26 protein-coding genes are annotated in these 18,581 nt (G+C 49.7%); 14 read left to right on the top strand and 12 right to left on the bottom strand.

Features of this window, described 5'->3' with window-relative positions; genetic code table 11:
- Positions 1-6 precede the first annotated feature (6 nt).
- The 5 genes from msrA (L5M17_RS19525) to L5M17_RS19505 all read right to left on the bottom strand — a co-directional run bounded on the left by msrA (L5M17_RS19525) (position 7) and on the right by L5M17_RS19505 (position 2,620).
- Complete coding sequence (msrA, locus tag L5M17_RS19525; RefSeq protein ID WP_011711652.1) at positions 7-507, bottom strand: peptide-methionine (S)-S-oxide reductase MsrA; 501 nt, start codon at positions 505-507, stop codon at positions 7-9.
- A gap of 2 nt (positions 508-509) precedes the next feature.
- Positions 510-956 carry a peptide-methionine (R)-S-oxide reductase MsrB gene (gene msrB, locus L5M17_RS19520; RefSeq protein WP_011711653.1) on the bottom strand — a complete coding sequence of 149 codons (447 nt, stop codon included), beginning with the start codon at positions 954-956 and terminating at the stop codon, positions 510-512.
- Between the two features lie 236 nt (positions 957-1,192).
- Entirely contained in the window at positions 1,193-1,708 is a 516-nt protein-coding gene (locus L5M17_RS19515) for a YkgB family protein (RefSeq protein ID WP_011711654.1), read from the bottom strand.
- A 137-nt stretch (positions 1,709-1,845) separates the two neighbouring features.
- Positions 1,846-2,301, bottom strand: a complete 456-nt coding sequence (locus L5M17_RS19510; RefSeq protein WP_258011845.1) for a carboxymuconolactone decarboxylase family protein — start codon at positions 2,299-2,301, stop codon at positions 1,846-1,848.
- 157 nt (positions 2,302-2,458) lie between these two features.
- Positions 2,459-2,620 (bottom strand): peptide-methionine (S)-S-oxide reductase, encoded by a 162-nt coding sequence (locus L5M17_RS19505; RefSeq protein WP_223290059.1) that lies wholly within the window; start codon positions 2,618-2,620, stop codon positions 2,459-2,461.
- An 868-nt stretch (positions 2,621-3,488) separates the two neighbouring features.
- Here L5M17_RS19505 and L5M17_RS19500 point away from each other — a divergent pair.
- Both L5M17_RS19500 and L5M17_RS19490 read left to right on the top strand, forming a co-directional pair.
- Complete coding sequence (locus L5M17_RS19500; protein ID WP_000257537.1) at positions 3,489-4,775, top strand: GAF domain-containing protein; 1,287 nt, start codon at positions 3,489-3,491, stop codon at positions 4,773-4,775.
- A gap of 617 nt (positions 4,776-5,392) precedes the next feature.
- Positions 5,393-6,370 (top strand): sensor domain-containing diguanylate cyclase, encoded by a 978-nt coding sequence (locus tag L5M17_RS19490; RefSeq protein WP_002119794.1) that lies wholly within the window; start codon positions 5,393-5,395, stop codon positions 6,368-6,370.
- A gap of 219 nt (positions 6,371-6,589) precedes the next feature.
- Here the strand turns inward: L5M17_RS19490 and L5M17_RS19485 are convergent, their stop codons facing one another.
- From L5M17_RS19485 to msrA (L5M17_RS19465), 5 genes are all read right to left on the bottom strand, one after another.
- The gene (locus L5M17_RS19485; RefSeq protein ID WP_223846397.1) at positions 6,590-7,237 is read right to left on the bottom strand and encodes a peptide-methionine (S)-S-oxide reductase MsrA; all 648 of its coding nucleotides are present in this window, start codon (positions 7,235-7,237) and stop codon (positions 6,590-6,592) included.
- A 220-nt stretch (positions 7,238-7,457) separates the two neighbouring features.
- A complete protein-coding gene (locus tag L5M17_RS19480; protein ID WP_011711656.1) occupies positions 7,458-7,703 on the bottom strand; it encodes a glutaredoxin family protein in 246 nt (81 codons plus the stop codon).
- Positions 7,704-7,757: 54 nt separating this feature from the next.
- Positions 7,758-8,198, bottom strand: coding sequence for a peptide-methionine (R)-S-oxide reductase MsrB (gene msrB / locus L5M17_RS19475; protein WP_005403705.1), 441 nt, complete (start codon positions 8,196-8,198; stop codon positions 7,758-7,760).
- Between the two features lie 31 nt (positions 8,199-8,229).
- Complete coding sequence (locus tag L5M17_RS19470) at positions 8,230-8,490, bottom strand: glutaredoxin (protein ID WP_005403706.1); 261 nt, start codon at positions 8,488-8,490, stop codon at positions 8,230-8,232.
- 3 nt (positions 8,491-8,493) lie between these two features.
- Positions 8,494-8,982 (bottom strand): peptide-methionine (S)-S-oxide reductase MsrA, encoded by a 489-nt coding sequence (msrA, locus tag L5M17_RS19465; protein WP_011711658.1) that lies wholly within the window; start codon positions 8,980-8,982, stop codon positions 8,494-8,496.
- Positions 8,983-9,104: 122 nt separating this feature from the next.
- Here msrA (L5M17_RS19465) and L5M17_RS19460 point away from each other — a divergent pair, with 122 nt between their 5' ends.
- Both L5M17_RS19460 and L5M17_RS19455 read left to right on the top strand, forming a co-directional pair.
- On the top strand, positions 9,105-10,040 hold the full coding sequence (locus L5M17_RS19460) for an AraC family transcriptional regulator (protein WP_002123001.1): 936 nt from the start codon (positions 9,105-9,107) through the stop codon (positions 10,038-10,040).
- A 2-nt stretch (positions 10,041-10,042) separates the two neighbouring features.
- Entirely contained in the window at positions 10,043-10,783 is a 741-nt protein-coding gene (locus tag L5M17_RS19455) for a hypothetical protein (protein ID WP_011711659.1), read from the top strand.
- Between the two features lie 186 nt (positions 10,784-10,969).
- Here L5M17_RS19455 and L5M17_RS19450 read toward each other — a convergent pair whose 3' ends face one another.
- Entirely contained in the window at positions 10,970-11,257 is a 288-nt protein-coding gene (locus L5M17_RS19450) for a hypothetical protein (RefSeq protein WP_004911214.1), read from the bottom strand.
- A gap of 366 nt (positions 11,258-11,623) precedes the next feature.
- Between L5M17_RS19450 and L5M17_RS19445 the strand changes: the two genes are divergently transcribed.
- Both L5M17_RS19445 and L5M17_RS19440 read left to right on the top strand, forming a co-directional pair.
- The gene (locus L5M17_RS19445; protein ID WP_011711660.1) at positions 11,624-12,652 is read left to right on the top strand and encodes an IS30-like element ISShes10 family transposase; all 1,029 of its coding nucleotides are present in this window, start codon (positions 11,624-11,626) and stop codon (positions 12,650-12,652) included.
- Between the two features lie 73 nt (positions 12,653-12,725).
- Positions 12,726-13,202: a DM13 domain-containing protein gene (locus L5M17_RS19440; RefSeq protein ID WP_011711661.1), complete on the top strand. Its 477-nt coding sequence runs from the start codon at positions 12,726-12,728 to the stop codon at positions 13,200-13,202.
- 407 nt (positions 13,203-13,609) lie between these two features.
- Here the strand turns inward: L5M17_RS19440 and merR are convergent, their stop codons facing one another.
- Positions 13,610-14,065, bottom strand: coding sequence for an Hg(II)-responsive transcriptional regulator (merR, locus tag L5M17_RS19435; protein ID WP_001166628.1), 456 nt, complete (start codon positions 14,063-14,065; stop codon positions 13,610-13,612).
- A gap of 71 nt (positions 14,066-14,136) precedes the next feature.
- Here merR and merT point away from each other — a divergent pair, with 71 nt between their 5' ends.
- The 8 genes from merT (at position 14,137) to L5M17_RS19395 (ending at position 18,581) form a co-directional block, all read left to right on the top strand.
- Positions 14,137-14,532 carry a mercuric ion transporter MerT gene (merT, locus tag L5M17_RS19430; protein WP_001294653.1) on the top strand — a complete coding sequence of 132 codons (396 nt, stop codon included), beginning with the start codon at positions 14,137-14,139 and terminating at the stop codon, positions 14,530-14,532.
- A 15-nt stretch (positions 14,533-14,547) separates the two neighbouring features.
- Entirely contained in the window at positions 14,548-14,823 is a 276-nt protein-coding gene (gene merP, locus L5M17_RS19425; RefSeq protein WP_000732275.1) for a mercury resistance system periplasmic binding protein MerP, read from the top strand.
- 27 nt (positions 14,824-14,850) lie between these two features.
- Complete coding sequence (gene merC, locus L5M17_RS19420; protein ID WP_000522996.1) at positions 14,851-15,276, top strand: organomercurial transporter MerC; 426 nt, start codon at positions 14,851-14,853, stop codon at positions 15,274-15,276.
- A 38-nt stretch (positions 15,277-15,314) separates the two neighbouring features.
- A complete protein-coding gene (gene merA, locus L5M17_RS19415; RefSeq protein WP_000209296.1) occupies positions 15,315-17,000 on the top strand; it encodes a mercury(II) reductase in 1,686 nt (561 codons plus the stop codon).
- Between the two features lie 17 nt (positions 17,001-17,017).
- Positions 17,018-17,383 carry a mercury resistance co-regulator MerD gene (merD, locus tag L5M17_RS19410; RefSeq protein ID WP_001277466.1) on the top strand — a complete coding sequence of 122 codons (366 nt, stop codon included), beginning with the start codon at positions 17,018-17,020 and terminating at the stop codon, positions 17,381-17,383.
- A complete protein-coding gene (merE, locus tag L5M17_RS19405) occupies positions 17,380-17,616 on the top strand; it encodes a broad-spectrum mercury transporter MerE (protein WP_001087807.1) in 237 nt (78 codons plus the stop codon). The genes merD and merE overlap by 4 nt, the downstream gene beginning before the upstream one ends.
- A 65-nt stretch (positions 17,617-17,681) precedes the next feature.
- On the top strand, positions 17,682-17,894 hold the full coding sequence (locus tag L5M17_RS19400) for a DUF3330 domain-containing protein (protein ID WP_000993245.1): 213 nt from the start codon (positions 17,682-17,684) through the stop codon (positions 17,892-17,894).
- Between the two features lie 129 nt (positions 17,895-18,023).
- Positions 18,024-18,581, top strand: a complete 558-nt coding sequence (locus L5M17_RS19395; RefSeq protein ID WP_004213590.1) for a recombinase family protein — start codon at positions 18,024-18,026, stop codon at positions 18,579-18,581.

Here is an 18,581-nt window from a genome sequence, read left to right as displayed (position 1 = left end):
GCAAACTCATTGAGATGAGGGCAACTTCCAGTCTGGTCTGGGGAAGTGGCAGGTATAGCCATTTGGTCGGAGTTCCAAATAGTCCTGATGCATAGCCTCCGCTTCCCAAAAATCACTTGCAGGTTCGACTTCAGTCACTACTTTTCCAGGCCATAATCCCGAAGCATCCACGTCAGCAATGGTTTTTACTGCCTCAGCATGCTGTGCCTCAGAGGTATAATAAATGGCTGAGCGATAAGATGTGCCCTTGTCATTACCTTGTCTATTTACTGTACTAGGGTCATGAATCTGAAAGAAAAACTCTAAAATTTGTCGATAGCTGGTGATTTCATTATCGAACATTATTTCAATGCCTTCAGCATGGTTACCATGATTGCGGTAGGTAGCATTAGCCACTTCACCACCGGTATAACCTACTCGGGTTGAAGTGATACCGGGACGTTTGCGGATAAGATCCTGCATGCCCCAAAAGCAGCCACCGGCTAATACTGCGCGTTCAATTGCCATAATTAAATGTCCTCTACTTGGTCTAAATACTCTGCGTAACCTTTACTTGCCATTTCTTCCCTAGGAATAAAACGTAATGACGCTGAGTTAATACAATAACGTAGGCCACCCTGGTCTTTGGGACCGTCTGAAAATACATGGCCTAAGTGACTGTCGCCATGAGTTGAGCGCACTTCTGTGCGGGTCATGCCGTGCGACCTATCAGTGATTTCAATTACGTTGACAGAGTCTATCGCTTTGGTAAAGCTCGGCCAACCACACCCTGATTCATACTTGGCAGAAGACGCAAATAAAGGCTCACCTGACACGATATCCACGTAAATGCCGGGCTTGGTGTTCTTTAGCAATTCACCAGTCCCTGGACGCTCTGTACCATTTTCTTGCGTCACCCGATACTGCTCCTTAGTCAGAGCAGAAATCGCATTCATAGATTTTTGATAGGTATTCATAAATGTCCTCTTATAGAGTAGAGCCATGTGCCTTTCAGATTATAAGAGACCTTCTGTTTACAGAATTTATTTCACTTAGGCCGTTAACCCGAAAAAATGATCTGATCCAGTAGTTCTGTACACCGCGCTAAGTGAGTAAAATCACATAACGAGGTGCCTATGACAGCTAAAAAGAACTGCAAGACCTATACCGCAGAATTTAAGGCCCTCTAACTTATAGTTGTTTCGGATGCGGCTTATTTGTTTTTGTGCTCCAGTGCTGTAAGTGATGTGCCTACGATAAATATAGACACGACAAACAAGCCTAAATCTTTTAGCAAAAACTGGCCAGGAACCACAGAGATCGCAGGAAACCCAAGAGATGCCTCAAAAACACCGGGTGTAGTCAGCATGAACGACAATGTCGTAAAAAAGAGTCCGGTTGAAAGTACACCGCCCAAGATTGCGAGCTTAGGGGAGAAAACTCGTGCAGCGATTAACAGGCCAACTGAAATTTCAAGCACACCCAGAAAATTTGAGAATCCTTGAATGCTGAGGAAACTATACATCCATGAAAGCAGAGGGCTATTACTAACAAAACCATGTATACCGTTTGCTTCGTAGCTAGTGAATTTCATACCACCAAACCACAAATATATTATCGTCATGGCAACGTAGATGCCACCTATACCAAACTTAGTGACTTTTGCACCGAGATTATTACTAAGGATATTGGTAGTCTGGACACCATTTTCAATTTCGGGAATAGTCATCTTATATCTCCAATTATTTTTAGCCATGTGGACTCACTCTATGTAGCCCACTAAAATGATATGACTCTTGAGAAAAACTATATGTTTACTCGAGTCGAACCTAACTTAGGTAATTGCTGTAGTTGAGCACCAATGGATTAGACATCAATGCCTAGTGGTTGAACGGCCGGGAAGTCGACCTCGGTCTGTGTCACTTCGTTAACGTAGTTAGTGAAAGTGTTCAGGGCAACAGCCAACAGAATATCCACTACATGTGCATCACTGTAGCCAGCGTTCAGCACCGCTTGGACCTGGTCATTGCTGACTTGCCCGCGCTGGCGGACTACGGCGGCAGCAAAACGCACGGCTGCGTCGGCCTTAGGGTCATTTGATGCACCGCTGCGGTTGGCAGTGAGTTCAGCATCATCAAGCTTGGCCACCTTACGGCCTAGGAAGGAATGGCCAGCAAGGCAATAATCGCAGCCGTTGATCTCAGCGACGGCTAGGGCAATACGCTCAAGAGTCGCTGTACCCAAGCCGCCCTGTGCTGATGCTGCGCTCAATTGCAGGTAGCCAGTCAGCGCAGCAGGGCTGTTGGCAACGACGCGGAACATGTTAGGAACGCGGCCCAGTTGTTTTTCCACAGCCTTGAGTGAGGTATGGGTAGCAGTAGGCGCGGCGTCGATTGTGGTAGGGGTGTTCAAACGTGACATAAATTTCTCCTAGTGATTTGAAAGACAGCACGCTGTATTGGCGTGGAATAAATTGTATTTAAGAAGGTTCTGCTTGATAATCCGTTGCTATCAGACAGCTCATCTTCACGTCTTGCGCAGTCGCCATTTCAGTGCCACTACACACCTTCGTTGACGTCACGCCGTCCTGATTTCTAAGGAGGTCTTCGAGACTCCAAAAACACCCTCCGGCAACGATCACATTATTTATTTTTCATAAAGCCTCCTTGGTTTTTATCTATTTACTAATGGAACTGAATTTACAGCATGTAAAATAGATATAACATGCTCAATAGTTCGTATAATGTGACTTATTAGACAGTTTACGTAGGGGCTATGTATGGATGCAGACTTTGGATATCAGATTAAAAGAGTTGTGAAATTAAGGGTTCACGAAAAACTGCAAATATAGGGCAAATCAGATTGTCTATACCCATAATTTAGAGCGCCCGAGCATCAGGAACTCACTGAAAGCAGACGTTTCTGAAAATAAACAAGGCACAGCGCTTGAAAATTTCGAGACATCAACGTTTTGCCAAAAGGCTAAAAATGCGTGCACTACTCATTTCGCATTTAAAGAGAGCATCGGTTATTAGGCAATAACGATGTGGCCAAAATTTGTCGACCACTACACTATCTCGTAAACGAGTTTGATAGACGTCAACTAGTACGTATTTTTAGTGTAAGGTCATATTAATGCACGATGCTAAACTCTGCTGTGAGCTAGGTAGGATGTATAAATACCATAAATATTTCAATGCTTTACTTTTTAAAGCTCAAGTGAGTTACTCAGTTCCGACTGTTGGTGGCAGATTTGGAATCTCGCGATTTGTCTTAAATGTCAGCCAAGCAAGTCTCTCGCTAATAAAGTGTTGACTATCCCTGACAAAGTAACAATTTCTTGCCATAATCAGACTTAAGCACTTTACTTAGAGTGTATGTGCGCCGCTTAATGCATCAATGCTGCTAATTCCCTGATTGACATCAATCACTTTGTTTCCTGTTTGATACTCTGAGATAAACAAGATCGAATGATGCAAAAGGGGACTATTTAAATACTGAGGGAACAAATGGCAGTAGATTTGAGCATAGAAACCGCTCTGCTCCTAGAGCGCTGGCAAGGCATTGTAAACTCGATGGCTCAAGTCGCGGAAGTGCCTTGTGTGCTGATTAATCGATTAGATAAAAACGAAATTTGTCAGGCTGTTGGCAGTGTGTCAGTACCAACTTTTTATTGCGGTGAACCTGTTCCATTGGCACTTAACACTTATTGTTCCCAAGTCATTTCCAGTAACCAGCCATTACTAGTTGAAAATGCAATCGGTACCCGATATGAAAACAATAACCCAACATTTGCAGCAGGCTTTAGTTATTACTATGGCCTGCCATTGCTTTGGCCTAGCGGAAAAACTTTCGGTACTTTGTGTATGTTGGACTTTTCAAGCCCAGATCGGGCATCACAACACTGTTCCTTACTCACACTTTTTAAGCAGGCCATTGAATACGATTTACAGATGCTTCAACAACAGCAAGATCTGCTAAAGCGTGAGCAACAAGCAGACAAAAAATTTATACAACTATTCAATGAGATGTCAAATAGGATAAGACCGGTAACTAATAATAAGTTGCTTCAATCTGAGTTGTTTGTACTTTTGACAAGCCAATACCAATACTGGCATCAGGAACTGGATAAGCAGCTTAATCAAACCGTCCTGACTGATGAAAACTCCATTCATATAGCGGCACTGGTTCGAATTTGGTCAAATTTGTTGGCGATTGCCCATGAAACAGAATGGTTGAGAGCTACGGCAGTTCTAGAACCTTATAGTTGTGATGCTGTTGCGTCACTGGTCAATGCAACTCCATTATTAGAACAAGCAGTGTATAAAACAGCGCTGACCCTTGGTGCTGATCTCGTTTTGAGGAGTCATTTGCCTAATCCACTGTTACTAAGTGGGAAACCAGAGTTATGGTCTCTGATAGGACTAGCTATCACGAGCTTTTTAGTTGTTGGCGCCAGCGGTACAAGTATAACTATTTTTGTCAGTAACCGATTAAAAGGTAAGTACAGAGTTTTGGAATGGTCCCTTCTTGTAAAAGGCCAGACGATGCCGCTGCGTTTTACCCGCGATAATCAAGCGCTTTATGGTTTTGCAACAGTATGTGCCGAGTTAGCGGGTGCTGTTCTTGAATCTGGTGAGTGGCAATTAACTGAGAGTCTTCAGCAACAGAGTCGTTATCTCAACTCAAATCGTGATCACGTTGACGACATTGAAAGCAGGAATGCTTCAAGAACTGCTAATGGCATAACCAGGCTTATCTGCTTATCGATACCGGTGATGGGAGACGATTTATAAACACTCAGCGATGATCAGCGAAGTTGTGTTTTAGTTTTCTTGTTGGCACTACATCCGGTATGGCGGCCTTTAATCTGAGAGTGACACTTGGGATAACTGAAAAACTGGCTGTGATTCTGCTGAACGGAGCTTGGTGCTAAGCATGTTGGCGTCATTCAAAGCAAGGTCAACACTGCTATTAACGTTTACGATTATCTGACGGACGTGCTGCTGCGCGTCAACCAACATCCAGTAAGCAAGGTACATGAACTAATGCCGAAGTTACGGAAAGCTCAGTTCGAAAGCGCATTACAGCGTTCAGCTCTATTTAGCAATCCCGATGCTTCGGTAAAATAAGCCACGGAAAATGCTCCGGAGGCCGCATGCACACTAAATAGATGACGTTAGACGAAGAGTTGGATTTAAACGAGCAAATTATAGAGCCTGCGACCGGAAAAGCCAAAAGTTTATAAATACAGCTAAAACTCAAATCAAGCAGGCGAATATTGTACAAAACAATACCATTGCTACAGAGATAACTTCAAGTCTGACAGATCTATGCTAGAGTTAAATCAACGATTTAATTCATTTTTCTATGCAGGATCTTTGAAAAATGCAGTAGAAAAACGGAGAAGTACATGACCTTTAGTTTAGCTCAAACAGCTAGTGCAGAAACCACACTAAAAGCACCTGCTGAAGCAGATCAGAACCTGCGGGATATCACTGAACTGGCGTGTTATATCTGTGATGCACCAGTGGCTATGGTGACGCGAACCGATGACACAAAGCTGAATCTAATTGCAAAAGTTGGTATTTCGCGTACCTCTGTATTAATTAAAGAGTCCTTTTGCGTGTATGCAATGGAAACACCTGATGCGGTAATGGTGGTCCCTGACGCTACTTTAGATCACAGATTCAGTACCAATGCTATGGTGATTTCAGGACCTGGCTACCGATTTTATGCTGGCTCGCCGCTGATTGATCCCGAAGGTGCAGTGATTGGTACTATTTGTGTCTATGATCATGTTCCTAAGCAGCTGAACCAGCGGCAGATAAGCTCTTTGCAGGCTCTGTCCAGACAAGTGATCGCCATACTGGAGCTGAAAAAAGTCGGCGAACAATTACATAATACCAGCATGACGGATGCGCTGACAGGGGTGAACAACAGAAGAGCTTTTGACCTCAAGTTTGAAGCTGAATTTGCTCGCTGGCAAAGAACAGGACAATCTTTTGTACTGGCATTGATTGATATTGATCACTTTAAGAGTTTTAACGACAGCTATGGTCATGCCGCAGGAGATGAGGCACTGAGTCAAGTCGCGGCTCTGTTTCAGCGCCATAGCAGGAACTATGACTTTTTCGCCCGTTATGGTGGTGAAGAGTTTGTGCTGATCCTGCCAGGCACAGACACAGCGTCCGCAAATAAAACACTGGAAAAGTTAAGGCTGGTAGTGGCTAACCATGAGTGGTTATTACGACAATTAACGGTCAGCATAGGTTTGGCCAGCGCTGATTTATTTGACGACAAAAAGCAGTTGCTCGAAGTCGCCGATCAGATGTTATACAAAGCTAAAACCCAAGGCCGCAATCAAACCAGTGTGTTCGCCACACTGTAAGAGATCTGTTCATGCTGCGCTGATCTCAAGACCTCATAAAAACTGAGGTCTTGCTTCGGTCGATAAGCTGGTCTGATATTGGCATTATTTATTCCTTTCAAATACATGGGTAATGCGACTTACACAGATTTTTTATGCTCTCTTGGACTCCATGTGAAGGAGATCGTCACATTCTTTACATATAGAAAATAGAGTTCTTTAGCCAGCTGCAATTTCAGATTAACCGATTCGGTAAGCTTTCTGCATTTCCGGAGACAACTTTTTTAGCCAGCTTGAGAGACTGAAGCCTTTTCTATCGGTACTATTTAATTTAGTAAAATACAGATGTTCATCCCAGCGAGGACCGAAATCTACTTCTGCAAGACTTACAAGCTGTTTGTTTCTGCGAAGACGATGCTTTTGATGGTAATCTTCGGCGGGCCAAAAATAACCATTTTGTTCTCCGGCCTCAATCACCTCGGGAGATTTCTCCTTTCCAATCGCTTGAATCAGTTCTTCAGCTACTTGTTTTTGCTCCAGATCAAAAACAAAAAGTATCTGGCGATACTGGCCCTGCTTTCTACCATGAACAGACCATGATTCAAAACTTCCAAGAAGTTCCCTGTAGCTGATTTGGTCTTTATCGTAGATCACTCTGACGACTTCGGCGTGTCCGTTGATGTTGCGGTAACTCGGATCCAGAGTTGATGCTCCAGCGTAGCCAACACGTGTTTGCACTACTCCCTGCGTCCCTCCAAAATTAGAATCCGGTCCCCAAAAGCAACCCATGCCGAAAACCGTTTGACTAAGCTTCCCGATTTTCAATGCTTCTTCGATTGCTTCAGGGGTTGCAAATTCATAGCTTTCAACACCGTCTTCTTTATTCATTTTTAGATCCGACATATTTTTCACCTAACTTTCAAAAATTGAAGCCACTCCCATTCCTCACGCCGTGCAAACGACGATAAGACCACGTTTTCCAACACCAGCTTGATGAAGTATCTTTGCTAAAACTCCGCAGCATGTTTCTTGGTAACACAACTGCGGAAAATTGCTGTAATCATTGATCTTACTGCTTATTAAGTTATTAATAATTCTAAAAAACTCATTATTTCATTGAAGCTTCCAACCACCTGTCAAGGTCCTTGAACTTGGGGTTTCTCAGCTTCTTTGTCCCAACCACTATTGTCGGGAAATTCAGCTTTCCGTTCGAATAGAGGGAGCACAGTTCATCAGCAGCCGCGTCGTCTTCATGAACATCCAAAAAAACAAACTGGCTCCCTTTTTCTTGCAAGTACGAATGGTAAATCTTGGTTTTATGGCAGTCTTTATGACCGAACAGCTTAATCAACACGAACGGCTCCTTTTTTCAAAAGGTTCACTTTCATAAACCCCCTCGATTTAAAAATTATTCTACAAACTTCAATGACTCCGAGTTAATACAGAATCGGACCCCTGATGGCTCAGGACCGTCTGGAAAAGCGTGCCCCAGATGGGCTTCGCACACATTGCATAGCACTTCGATTCTGCGCCCGAAGGTCGTATCCAGTTCATATTGAATTACGTTGTCTGCGACTGGCTCAGAAAAACTCGGCCATCCCGTTCCCGAATCGAACTTTAGGTTCGAGTCAAAGAGTTCGGTGTCGCAGCCCACACAGGCGTACCTTCCAGCTTCATAAAATGAACAGAGTTCTCCGGTGTGCGCGCGTTCGGTGCCTTTCATCCGCATGACCCGAAATTGCGCTGGCGTCAGAATTTCTTTCCACTCTTCCTCGCTCTTTTCTACTTTTTTGGGAGGCGCGGGAGTGCCGTTATCCAGGTAGTTGTAAATGCTTTTCCAATTGAACATATATTTGCTCCTTTATTTTAGGGTTCACTCTTTAGCTATCAATCCACGAGAAGAAGTCTGTAGCACTACCAATGAATTCTCCATCCACAAAAACTTGCGGTACAGTTTGGAGATTTGTTCTTTCCTTCAACTCCAGGTAAGTCTTCGGATCGTCGTCTACGCGAATTTGTTTGAAATCGACCTTTTCAGCAGTTAGGTAATTCTTCACGCGTGCGCAAAATGGACAATGGTCTTTCGTATAAATAACAACATTCTTAAGTGCTTTCATTTTTTCCTCGTTCATTTGGTTCATGATTTAGTCTCTTTCAAAATGGCAAGAGTATCCGCTGGGATTCCTCTGCAAATAGTTTTGGTGATATGCCTCAGCGTCGTAGAATTCTGTTTCCAGGGTGACGGTCGTGACCACTTCATTCTCGAAGCGACCGATCTCATTGACCTCATCAATCACGTTTTCGATAATCGCTTTCTGTGCATCGTCACGATAGAACGCTGCCGAGCGATACGAAGTGCCAACATCATTTCCTTGGCGATTCTTCGTAGTCGGATCATGGATTTTGAAAAAGTAATGTAGAATCTCTTCGAGAGATATTTCGTCTTGGTCGTATTCCACGCGAACCGCTTCGGCGTGCCCCGTTTTCCCTGTTATAATATCGGCGTAGGTAGGATCATCAAAATCTCCGCCAGAGTAGCCCACCTTCGTTGACGTCACACCGTCCAGACTCCTAAGGAGGTCTTCGAGACCCCAAAAACACCCTCCGGCAACGATCACATAATCTAGTTTCATAAAGCCTCCTTAGTTTTCATCCACTTACTGATTAGACTGACTTTACAGCATGTAAAATAGATATAATATGTTCAATAGTTCGTATAACATGACCTATTGGACAGTTTACGTAGGAGCTATATATGGATGTTCTCAGTGAAATTTTAGATAAGGTAGAGCTTACTAGCAGCTACTGGTATAGAACCTCATTTGCGGGAGACTGGGGCATCAGCCTCCCGCAGGAAGAGAATCTAGCGAGATTTCACATCGTGACTCATGGCGAGTTTTGGTATGAGGTGCCAAAACTTAAACTTAAAGCATTGGCGGAGCAGGGCGATATTTTGATCTTTTTCAAAGGGATGGAGCACACCATGGCCAGTGCACCAAAAATCAAGGCCGAGCCTGCGGTCGAATTTAGAGCTAAAGCCAACCTCACCGAAGCTCAAGTTTTGGAATACGGTGATCAGAGCAAGCTCAAAGCCAACGTCGTTTGCGGACATTTTTGTTTTAATGGCGGACCCGATCATCCATTCTTAAATTCGCTGCCAAATGTCGTGCATATCAAGAGTGCTGATAACTCCCACTCGCCTTGGCTTGCCATGCTTTTAAGTATTATAGAGCAGGAAGCAAAATCAGGGCTTCCTGGAAGCAACACGTTAGTCAGAAAGCTGACCGAAATTATCTTCGTGCAAGCGTTAAGAATCCACATGTACAAATCCAATAAAAATGCTGGATTCTTCAAACTGATCGAAAATCCGCAACTCAGCAAAACCTTGGAAGCTATTCATCATAGTCTCGATAAAAAATGGGGTCTTGACGATCTCGCCGGGATTGCGGGGATGTCGCGTACGAACTACAGCGTCAAATTTAAGGAGCTGTCAGGCATGACACCTCTTGATTATTTAACCTATTGTCGGCTTGAAAAAGCAAAGCAGCTGCTTAAAGAATCCGGTAAGTCTGTTCCCGAAGTGAGTGAAGCCATTGGGTATCCGGCACATGAACACTTTCAAAAGTTGTTTAAGAAAAAAATTGGCAAAACTCCTAGCGCGTACAGAAAAGAAAATTCTGAAAAGGTGTAAAAATGAATATCTATAACTCTCCTGTTACCAAAATAGCTTTCTGGGTCATAGTCATTGGTGGTGCGGCTTGCCTGCTTATCCCTTTGTTTGCACCTCTTCTTCCGCTGCAATATTTGAAAGGTTATGGCGAAATAGGAGATGTTCTTGGAGGTATTTCAAGCCCATTTGTACAAATTCTGGGTTCAGTGCTTCTCTTTCTGGTGTTAAAAGCTCAGATTGACGCTAATGGCATCCTCCATCAGCAAATCGAAAAGGAATATACGAAGGAGCAACTGAGGCACGAGTTGAATCAGCTTCACGAACTTTATATGTTCGTCGAAAGAAACATTAAAAATTTTAGCTACGATCAGGAAAAGATGATTGATGGCAAGTCGCAAATGATCCTTTTGCATTCCCGGCGAGCGATTAAATGTTTCATTGAGGATCTAGAGAGCTTAGATGTTGATATTCACAAAGATGACGACATTTTAAGGTTCGACGGGGTTAAAGAAATTATGAGCATTTTGAACAGCGTTGACCTATATTTCGACAAAATCAAAGACAGCGAGATTGCACCTTATCATAAGAGTTTTTATAAAACGCTTATGCAGCACGAACTTCTCTTCAGCGTTTTTCCTTATCAAGATCTCGACAATCAAGCGTACCTAAAACAAGAGCATTGCCCAGAGTGTGGTGAATATCATGCAAATTATCCGCCACTGATTTATGACCGGTTACAGAAAATTAAAAAAAGTTTCTCCTGATGTATTATGGATATTTATTCGGTATCGGTCCTACCAAAAAGCTATTTGTAGTATCTCGAGTACGTGCTGTGGTGTAGTAATTCCAATCTTAGAAAACTCAAAGCTTATTCTGAAACTATCGGAATTGTCGGTTGGGTGAGACTTAGTCGCCCCGTAAAGCCTTATCGGGGCGGCAAAGATAACTTTTTATATCACTGCTATTGATGACGTCCTTTGTTTACTAAAGTTGTAAGCCCTTATTCTTTGTTTTAGACCTTCAACCACTCCGGGCTTGTCACTAGGAGAGTCCCCTTGGCTAACCTTAGCCGTCAGATCGTATTCAGCGATTTCTAGCCGGTCCCCCTGAATCATTTTACGCCAACCGTTCCACAACTTAGGGTCAAGCTCTTCGGTACGCCAACCATCGGTCGGTTCGCTCCGACTCGCTAAAGCCAGATCCCTGATTTGGTTCTGGAGCGTTAGATCGTCAATCATTGTTCAGCGCCGTACAAAAATGCTATTTTGTTCATACTCAATGCGTTTGTGGGTTTGGTTTGTTTGGCGACTGATCTGATCGCGCAAACTGCATTGAGTTCCCTTACCTGAGTGATCTACTATTTCGCACAGTTATTTAGCTTTATCGTAACGCTCAAGAAATTGGGCTTAATGCCGAATACAATAAAATAAAACAGCCAACCCTTGAGGCTCTTATGCGCCAGAATTTACCAGTGACGGGTCGAAACTTAGAACTCCCAAAAGATACCAATATTCTTTCGACTACCTCCCCTCAAAGCCATATCACGCACGGCGGCCGCAAAAACTGAGTGCAACACCTGACCTTTCCGGTACGGTGCTGCCACTATGTCCTATCACGAACTCAGTATCCCCGAACGTGCGACCCTTCAACTCGGCCTTGCCCAAGGTTTCAGCCAGCGGCGAATTGCCCGGATGCTCGGCCGCTCCCCCTCGACCATCAGCCGGGAGCTGCGCCGCAACCGGGCCCCTGGCACCCGCTACCAGGCCTGTGCTGCCCAGCAGCAGATGCAGGTCCGCCGCCAGGTCTGCAGGCCTCAGTGCAAGCTGCTGCCGGGCAGTGAGCGCTTCGAGCTGGTCGTCCATATGCTGCGTGAGGGTTTGTCTCCCGAGCAGATTGCCGGCAAGCTGCGCAGCATGAACATACCCAGCCTCAGAGAGGCCTACGTCTGCCGCGAGACGATCTATAACGCGATCTACGCCCTGCCGGTCGGTGGCCTGCGCAAGGAGCTGATCATCTGCCTGCGCCAGGGCAAGACGAGTCGCAGGCCGCGCTCTGGCGGCGTCGATCGGCGCGGCCAGATCCCTGAAATGCTCAGCATCCACGTGCGCCCGCCGGAGGTCGAAGACCGGCTGATGCCAGGCCATTGGGAGGGCGACCTGATCAAGGGCAAGGCCAATGCCTCGGCGGTGGGCACCTTGGTGGAGCGTACCAGCGGCTACCTGATGCTGATCAAGATGGCCGACGCGACGGCGACCTCGGCGCTGGAGGGCTTCAGTGCGGCGCTCAATGGCATGCCGCTGGCGGTGCGCAAGAGCATGACCTACGACCAGGGCCGGGAGATGGCGCGGCACGCCGAGATCACCCAGCGGACCGGGGTGGCGATCTACTTCTGCGACCCGCACAGCCCCTGGCAACGCGGCAGCAATGAGAACATCAATGGACTGATCCGCCAGTACCTGCCCAAGGGCACGGACTTGTCGGTGCATAGTCAGGAAGCCCTGGACGCCATCGCTTTGCAACTGAATATGCGACCGCGCAAACGCTTCGACTTCAAATGCCCGATCGAGGTGATGGGCGAAGTGATGCAAGAAGCCGTGGTGATGCGGCATGATGCTCCCGCTTCAATTCAATAACCGTGTTGCACTCAGATCCTGCAACCAGCTATTATGATGGACACACCAAATAACTCACTGCATGAGGCAACCCATGAAAAAGCAATTAAAAATAATTCTGCTCGCGTCCCACCTGGCTCTGTTTGGCGCGGGAGTTGGGCTAGGGATCTATATACTTCCGATTTTGACAGCACAAGAAAACGCCACCATCGCCGAAATTGAAGAAGTGCAAAAGGTGGCAAAGTATAGCGGAGAGTTCAAGAAAGATCAGAAAGGCAGCGACGCCCTTCACTGGGCGAATGGACAACTTTTTGTTACGGATAACGAAATTGTATTTAAAGGTGATGTAGCACCTGGTCCAGACTACAAAATTTACCTGACAAAGAAACAAGCCACCGACAAAGAATCGTTTTTGGACATAAAGAAAGAAGCAATTCTGATTGGCGAATTGAAAAACTTCGGGAATTTCAAGAAAACCATTCCTGCAAGCGTCAACGTCAACGAGTTTACAACGGTCCAAATATGGTGCGAGCATTTCTCTAAGTTCATCGGCTCCGCAAAATATCAGTAAACAAGCTTAAACTTGGATCTTGCCTGTTCACGAATAACATGCGCCTCATGCCAATGGAAATTAAAGTCTTGCCGGGCATGAGGCCTCCCCTCCACGTCTAGATTCTTGAAGTCAAAATTGACCTCAACCGACCCTCAGACACTGACTACGATGCCTGCATACCCTGAAGCGGTTCACCAGATGGGCTTGCGACAGAGATAAGTACGCGCCAACCTCAGATGCCGCTAAGGCTCTATACGCCGCCTTATCGGAATGGGTGGAATTTTGCGCGCGAGCGTCTAATGTTATCCAAGAGCGAGGGCTCTGATTAGTCCCGTCTCCCATGAAGATTCGCAGACTAAGACCCCTATTAAATCTGTAACATTTCGCTAGTTGGGGTCGTCTCAGAATTCGGAAAATAAAGCACGCTAAGGCGTAGTCACCCCGTGACTCCCCCGCGCCGATGCAGCGAGCTTCGTTCCGTCTTGCAGTGACGCAATCAGCGGGCAGGAAACGTTCCCTTTCCGCGCATGGCAGGCGCACACCAGTTCAGACAGCACGGCCTCCATGCGTGCCAAGTCGGCCATCTTCTCGCGCACATCCTTGAGCTTGTGCTCGGCCAGGCCGCTGGCTTCCTCGCAATGGGTGCCATCCTCCAGCCGCAGTAGCTCGGCGATTTCGTCCAGGCTAAAGCCCAGCCGCTGGGCCGATTTCACGAACCGCACTCGTGTTACATCCGCCTCGCCATAGCGGCGAATGCTGCCATAGGGCTTGTCTGGCTCCGGCAGCAGGCCCTTGCGCTGGTAGAACCGGATGGTCTCCACATTGACCCCGGCCGCCTTGGCAAAAACGCCAATGGTCAGATTCTCAAAATTAATTTGCATATCGCTTGACTCCGTACATAACTACGGAAGTAAGCTTAAGCTATCCAAACCAAATTTGAAAGGACAAGCGTATGTCTGAACCACAAAAGTCTGAACCACAAAAGTCTGAACCACAAAAGTCTGAACCACAAAACGGGCGCGGCGCGCTCTTCGCCGGTGGGCTGGCCGCCATTCTTGCGTCGGCCTGCTGCCTGGGGCCGCTGGTTTTGATCGCCTTGGGGTTCAGCGGGGCATGGATCGGCAACCTGACGGTGCTGGAACCCTATCGCCCGATCTTCATCGGCGCAGCGCTGGTCGCGCTGTTTTTCGCCTGGCGGCGCATCTACCGCCCGGCGCAAGCCTGCAAACCGGGTGAGGTCTGCGCGATTCCCCAAGTGCGAGCTACTTACAAGCTCATTTTCTGGATCGTGGCCGCGCTGGTCCTGGTCTCGCTCGGATTTCCCTACGTCATGCCATTTTTCTATTAATCACAGGAGTTCATCATGAAAAAACTGTTTGCCGCCCTCGCCCTCGCTGCCGTTGTTGCCCCCGTGTGGGCCGCCACCCAGACCGTCACGCTGTCCGTGCCTGGCATGACCTGCGCCTCTTGCCCGATCACTGTCAAGCACGCGCTTTCCAAGGTTGAGGGCGTGAGCAAGACCGACGTAAGTTTCGACAAGCGCCAGGCCGTCGTCACCTTCGACGATGCCAAGACCAACGTCCAGAAGTTGACCAAGGCGACCGAGGACGCGGGCTATCCGTCCAGCCTCAAACGCTGATCCGTTAACCGAACTCGGGAGCGACACATGGGACTCATCACGCGCATCGCTGGCAAAACCGGCGCGCTCGGCAGCGTCGTTTCCGCGATGGGCTGCGCCGCCTGTTTTCCTGCCATCGCCAGCTTTGGCGCGGCCATCGGACTGGGCTTCTTGAGCCAGTACGAGGGGCTATTCATTGGCATCCTGCTGCCGATGTTCGCCGGCATCGCGTTACTCGCCAATGCTATCGCTTGGCTCAATCATCGACAGTGGCGACGCACGGCGCTCGGCACGATAGGCCCGATCTTGGTACTGGCAGCGGTGTTTTTAATGCGGGCTTACGGCTGGCAGAGCGGTGGACTGCTCTATGTCGGCCTGGCCTTGATGGTTGGGGTGTCGGTCTGGGATTTCATCTCGCCAGCACATCGCCGCTGCGGGCCGGACAGCTGTGAATTGCCAGAACAACGTGGCTGACGGCAACAGCCGTAGCCACCACAGAAAAGGAAAAATACATGACCACCCTGAAAATCACCGGGATGACCTGCGACTCGTGCGCGGCTCACGTCAAGGAAGCCTTGGAGAAAGTGCCCGGCGTGCAATCGGCGCTGGTGTCCTATCCGAAGGGCACAGCGCAACTCGCCATTGAGGCGGGCACGTCATCGGATGCGCTGACTACCGCCGTGGCCGGACTGGGCTACGAGGCAACGCTTGCCGATGCGCCACCGACGGACAACCGCGCCGGCCTGCTCGACAAGATGCGCGGCTGGATAGGGGCCGCTGATAAGCCCAGTGGCAACGAACGCCCGTTGCAGGTCGTCGTCATTGGTAGCGGTGGAGCCGCGATGGCGGCAGCACTGAAGGCCGTCGAGCAAGGCGCGCAGGTCACGCTGATTGAGCGCGGCACCATCGGCGGCACCTGCGTCAACGTCGGTTGTGTGCCGTCCAAGATCATGATCCGCGCCGCCCACATCGCCCATCTGCGCCGGGAAAGCCCATTCGACGGCGGCATGCCACCCACACCGCCGACGATCTTGCGCGAGCGGCTGCTGGCCCAGCAGCAGGCCCGTGTCGAAGAACTCCGTCATGCCAAGTACGAAGGCATCCTGGACGGCAATTCAGCCATCACCGTTCTGCACGGTGAAGCGCGTTTCAAGGACGACCAGAGCCTTATCGTTAGTTTGAACGAGGGTGGCGAGCGCGTCGTGATGTTCGACCGCTGCCTGGTCGCCACGGGTGCCAGCCCGGCGGTCCCGCCGATTCCGGGCTTGAAAGAGTCACCCTACTGGACTTCCACCGAGGCCCTGGCGAGCGACACCATTCCCGAACGCCTTGCCGTAATCGGCTCGTCGGTGGTGGCGCTGGAGCTGGCGCAAGCCTTTGCCCGGCTGGGCAGCAAGGTCACGGCCCTGGCGCGCAATACCTTGTTCTTCCGTGAAGACCCGGCCATCGGCGAGGCGGTGACAGCCGCTTTCCGTGCCGAGGGCATCGAGGTGCTGGAGCACACGCAAGCCAGCCAGGTCGCCCATATGGACGGTGAATTCGTGCTGACCACCACGCACGGTGAATTGCGCGCCGACAAGCTGCTGGTCGCCACCGGCCGGACACCGAACACGCGCAGCCTGGCATTGGAAGCGGCGGGGGTAGCCGTCAATGCGCAGGGGGCCATCGTCATCGACAAGGGCATGCGCACCAGTAGCCCGAACATCTACGCGGCCGGCGACTGCACCGACCAGCCGCAGTTCGTCTATGTGGCGGCAGCGGCCGGCACTCGTGCGGCGATCAACATGACTGGCGGCGATGCGGCCCTGGACCTGACCGCAATGCCGGCCGTGGTGTTCACCGACCCGCAGGTCGCCACCGTGGGCTACAGCGAGGCGGAAGCACATCACGACGGGATCGAGACCGACAGTCGCCTGCTAACACTGGATAACGTGCCGCGTGCGCTTGCCAACTTCGACACACGCGGCTTCATCAAGCTGGTCATCGAGGAAGGTAGCGGACGGCTCATCGGCGTGCAAGCGGTGGCCCCGGAAGCGGGTGAACTGATCCAGACGGCGGTGCTCGCCATTCGCAACCGTATGACCGTGCAGGAACTGGCCGACCAATTGTTCCCCTACCTGACCATGGTCGAAGGGCTGAAGCTCGCGGCGCAGACCTTCAGCAAGGACGTGAAGCAGCTTTCGTGCTGCGCCGGATGAGGAAAAGGAGGTGTTCAATGAGCGCCTACACAGTGTCCCGGCTGGCCCTTGATGCCGGGGTGAGCGTGCATATCGTGCGCGACTACCTGCTGCGCGGATTGCTACGGCCGGTCGCGTACACCACGGGCGGCTACGGCTTGTTCGATGACACCGCGTTGCAACGGCTGCGCTTTGTACGGGCTGCCTTCGAAGCGGGTATCGGCCTGGACGCACTGGCGCGGCTGTGCCGGGCGCTGGATGCTGCGGACGGTGACGGTGCGTCTGCGCAGCTTGCCGTGTTGCGGCAACTCGTCGAGCGTCGGCGCGAGGCCCTGGCCAGCCTCGAAATGCAACTGGCCGCCATGCCAACCGAACCGGCACAGCACGCGGAGAGTCTGCCATGAACAGCCCAGAGCACTTGCCGTCTGAGACGCACAAACCGATCACCGGCTACTTGTGGGGCGCGCTGGCCGTGCTCACCTGTCCCTGCCATTTGCCGATTCTCGCCATTGTGCTAGCCGGCACGACGGCCGGCGCGTTCATCGGGGAGCACTGGGGTATTGCAGCCCTCACGCTGACCGGCTTGTTTGTCCTGTCTGTGACGCGGCTGCTGCGGGCCTTCAAGGGAAGATCATGACCGCTTCCCAGCCAGCCGAGAGTGGGCAGCTTTGAGCTTCGCTACCAATCTGGAGGAGTACCACCATGAACGCAAACGCCCCGAACACTGCCAGTTGCACCACCTGCTGCGTATGCTGCAAAGAAATTCCGCTCGATGCCGCCTTCACCCCGGAAGGCGCGGAATACGTCGAACATTTCTGCGGGCTGGATTGCTATGAACGCTTCCAGGCACGCGCCAAGGCCGCGACAGAATCTGACATTGCGCCTGTCCCTGGCGGTTCGCAGCCGTCAGATTGAGGCATACCCTAACCTGATGTCAGATGCTTGGCGCAAAGCACGTCAGAATAGAGTTGTAGTTTGTATTTATTGACACAAGCCGCCAAGGGTAATAGATTTCATCCTGACACTTTTACCTTTGGAGGCATCTTGCAAGGTCAACGTATCGGCTATATCCGCGTCAGCAGCTTCGACCAGAACCCTGATCGGCAACTGGAGCAAATCGAAGTCGGTAAGGTATTCACCGATAAGGCTTCCGGAAAGGACACGCAACGTCCCGAACTTGAAAGGCTGCTGGCCTTTGTGCGCGAGGGCGACACCGTGGTGGTGCACAGCATGGACAGGTTGGCACGCAATCTCGATGACCTGCGCCGCATCGTTCAGGGGCTGACACAACGGGGCGTGCGGATGGAGTTTGTCAAAGAAGGGCTGGCGTTCACCGGCGATGACTCACCGATGGCCAATTTGATGCTGTCGGTCATGGGGGCTTTTGCGGAGTTCGAGCGCGCACTGATCCGCGAACGCCAGCGCGAGGGAATCGTGCTGGCCAAGCAGCGCGGTGCCTACCGGGGACGAAAGAAATCGCTGAACAGCGAACAAATTGCCAAGTTGAAACAGCGAGTCGCGGCAGGCGATCAAAAAACCTTGGTGGCCCGTGACTTCGGCATCAGTCGCGAAACCTTGTACCAGTACCTGCGGGAAGACTGA

This window comes from Shewanella sp. SW24, assembly GCF_025653395.1.
Taxonomy (GTDB): domain Bacteria; phylum Pseudomonadota; class Gammaproteobacteria; order Enterobacterales; family Shewanellaceae; genus Shewanella; species Shewanella oncorhynchi.
The sequence above is the reverse complement of the archived record's forward strand: the minus strand, read 5'-3'. Positions and strand labels throughout refer to the sequence as shown.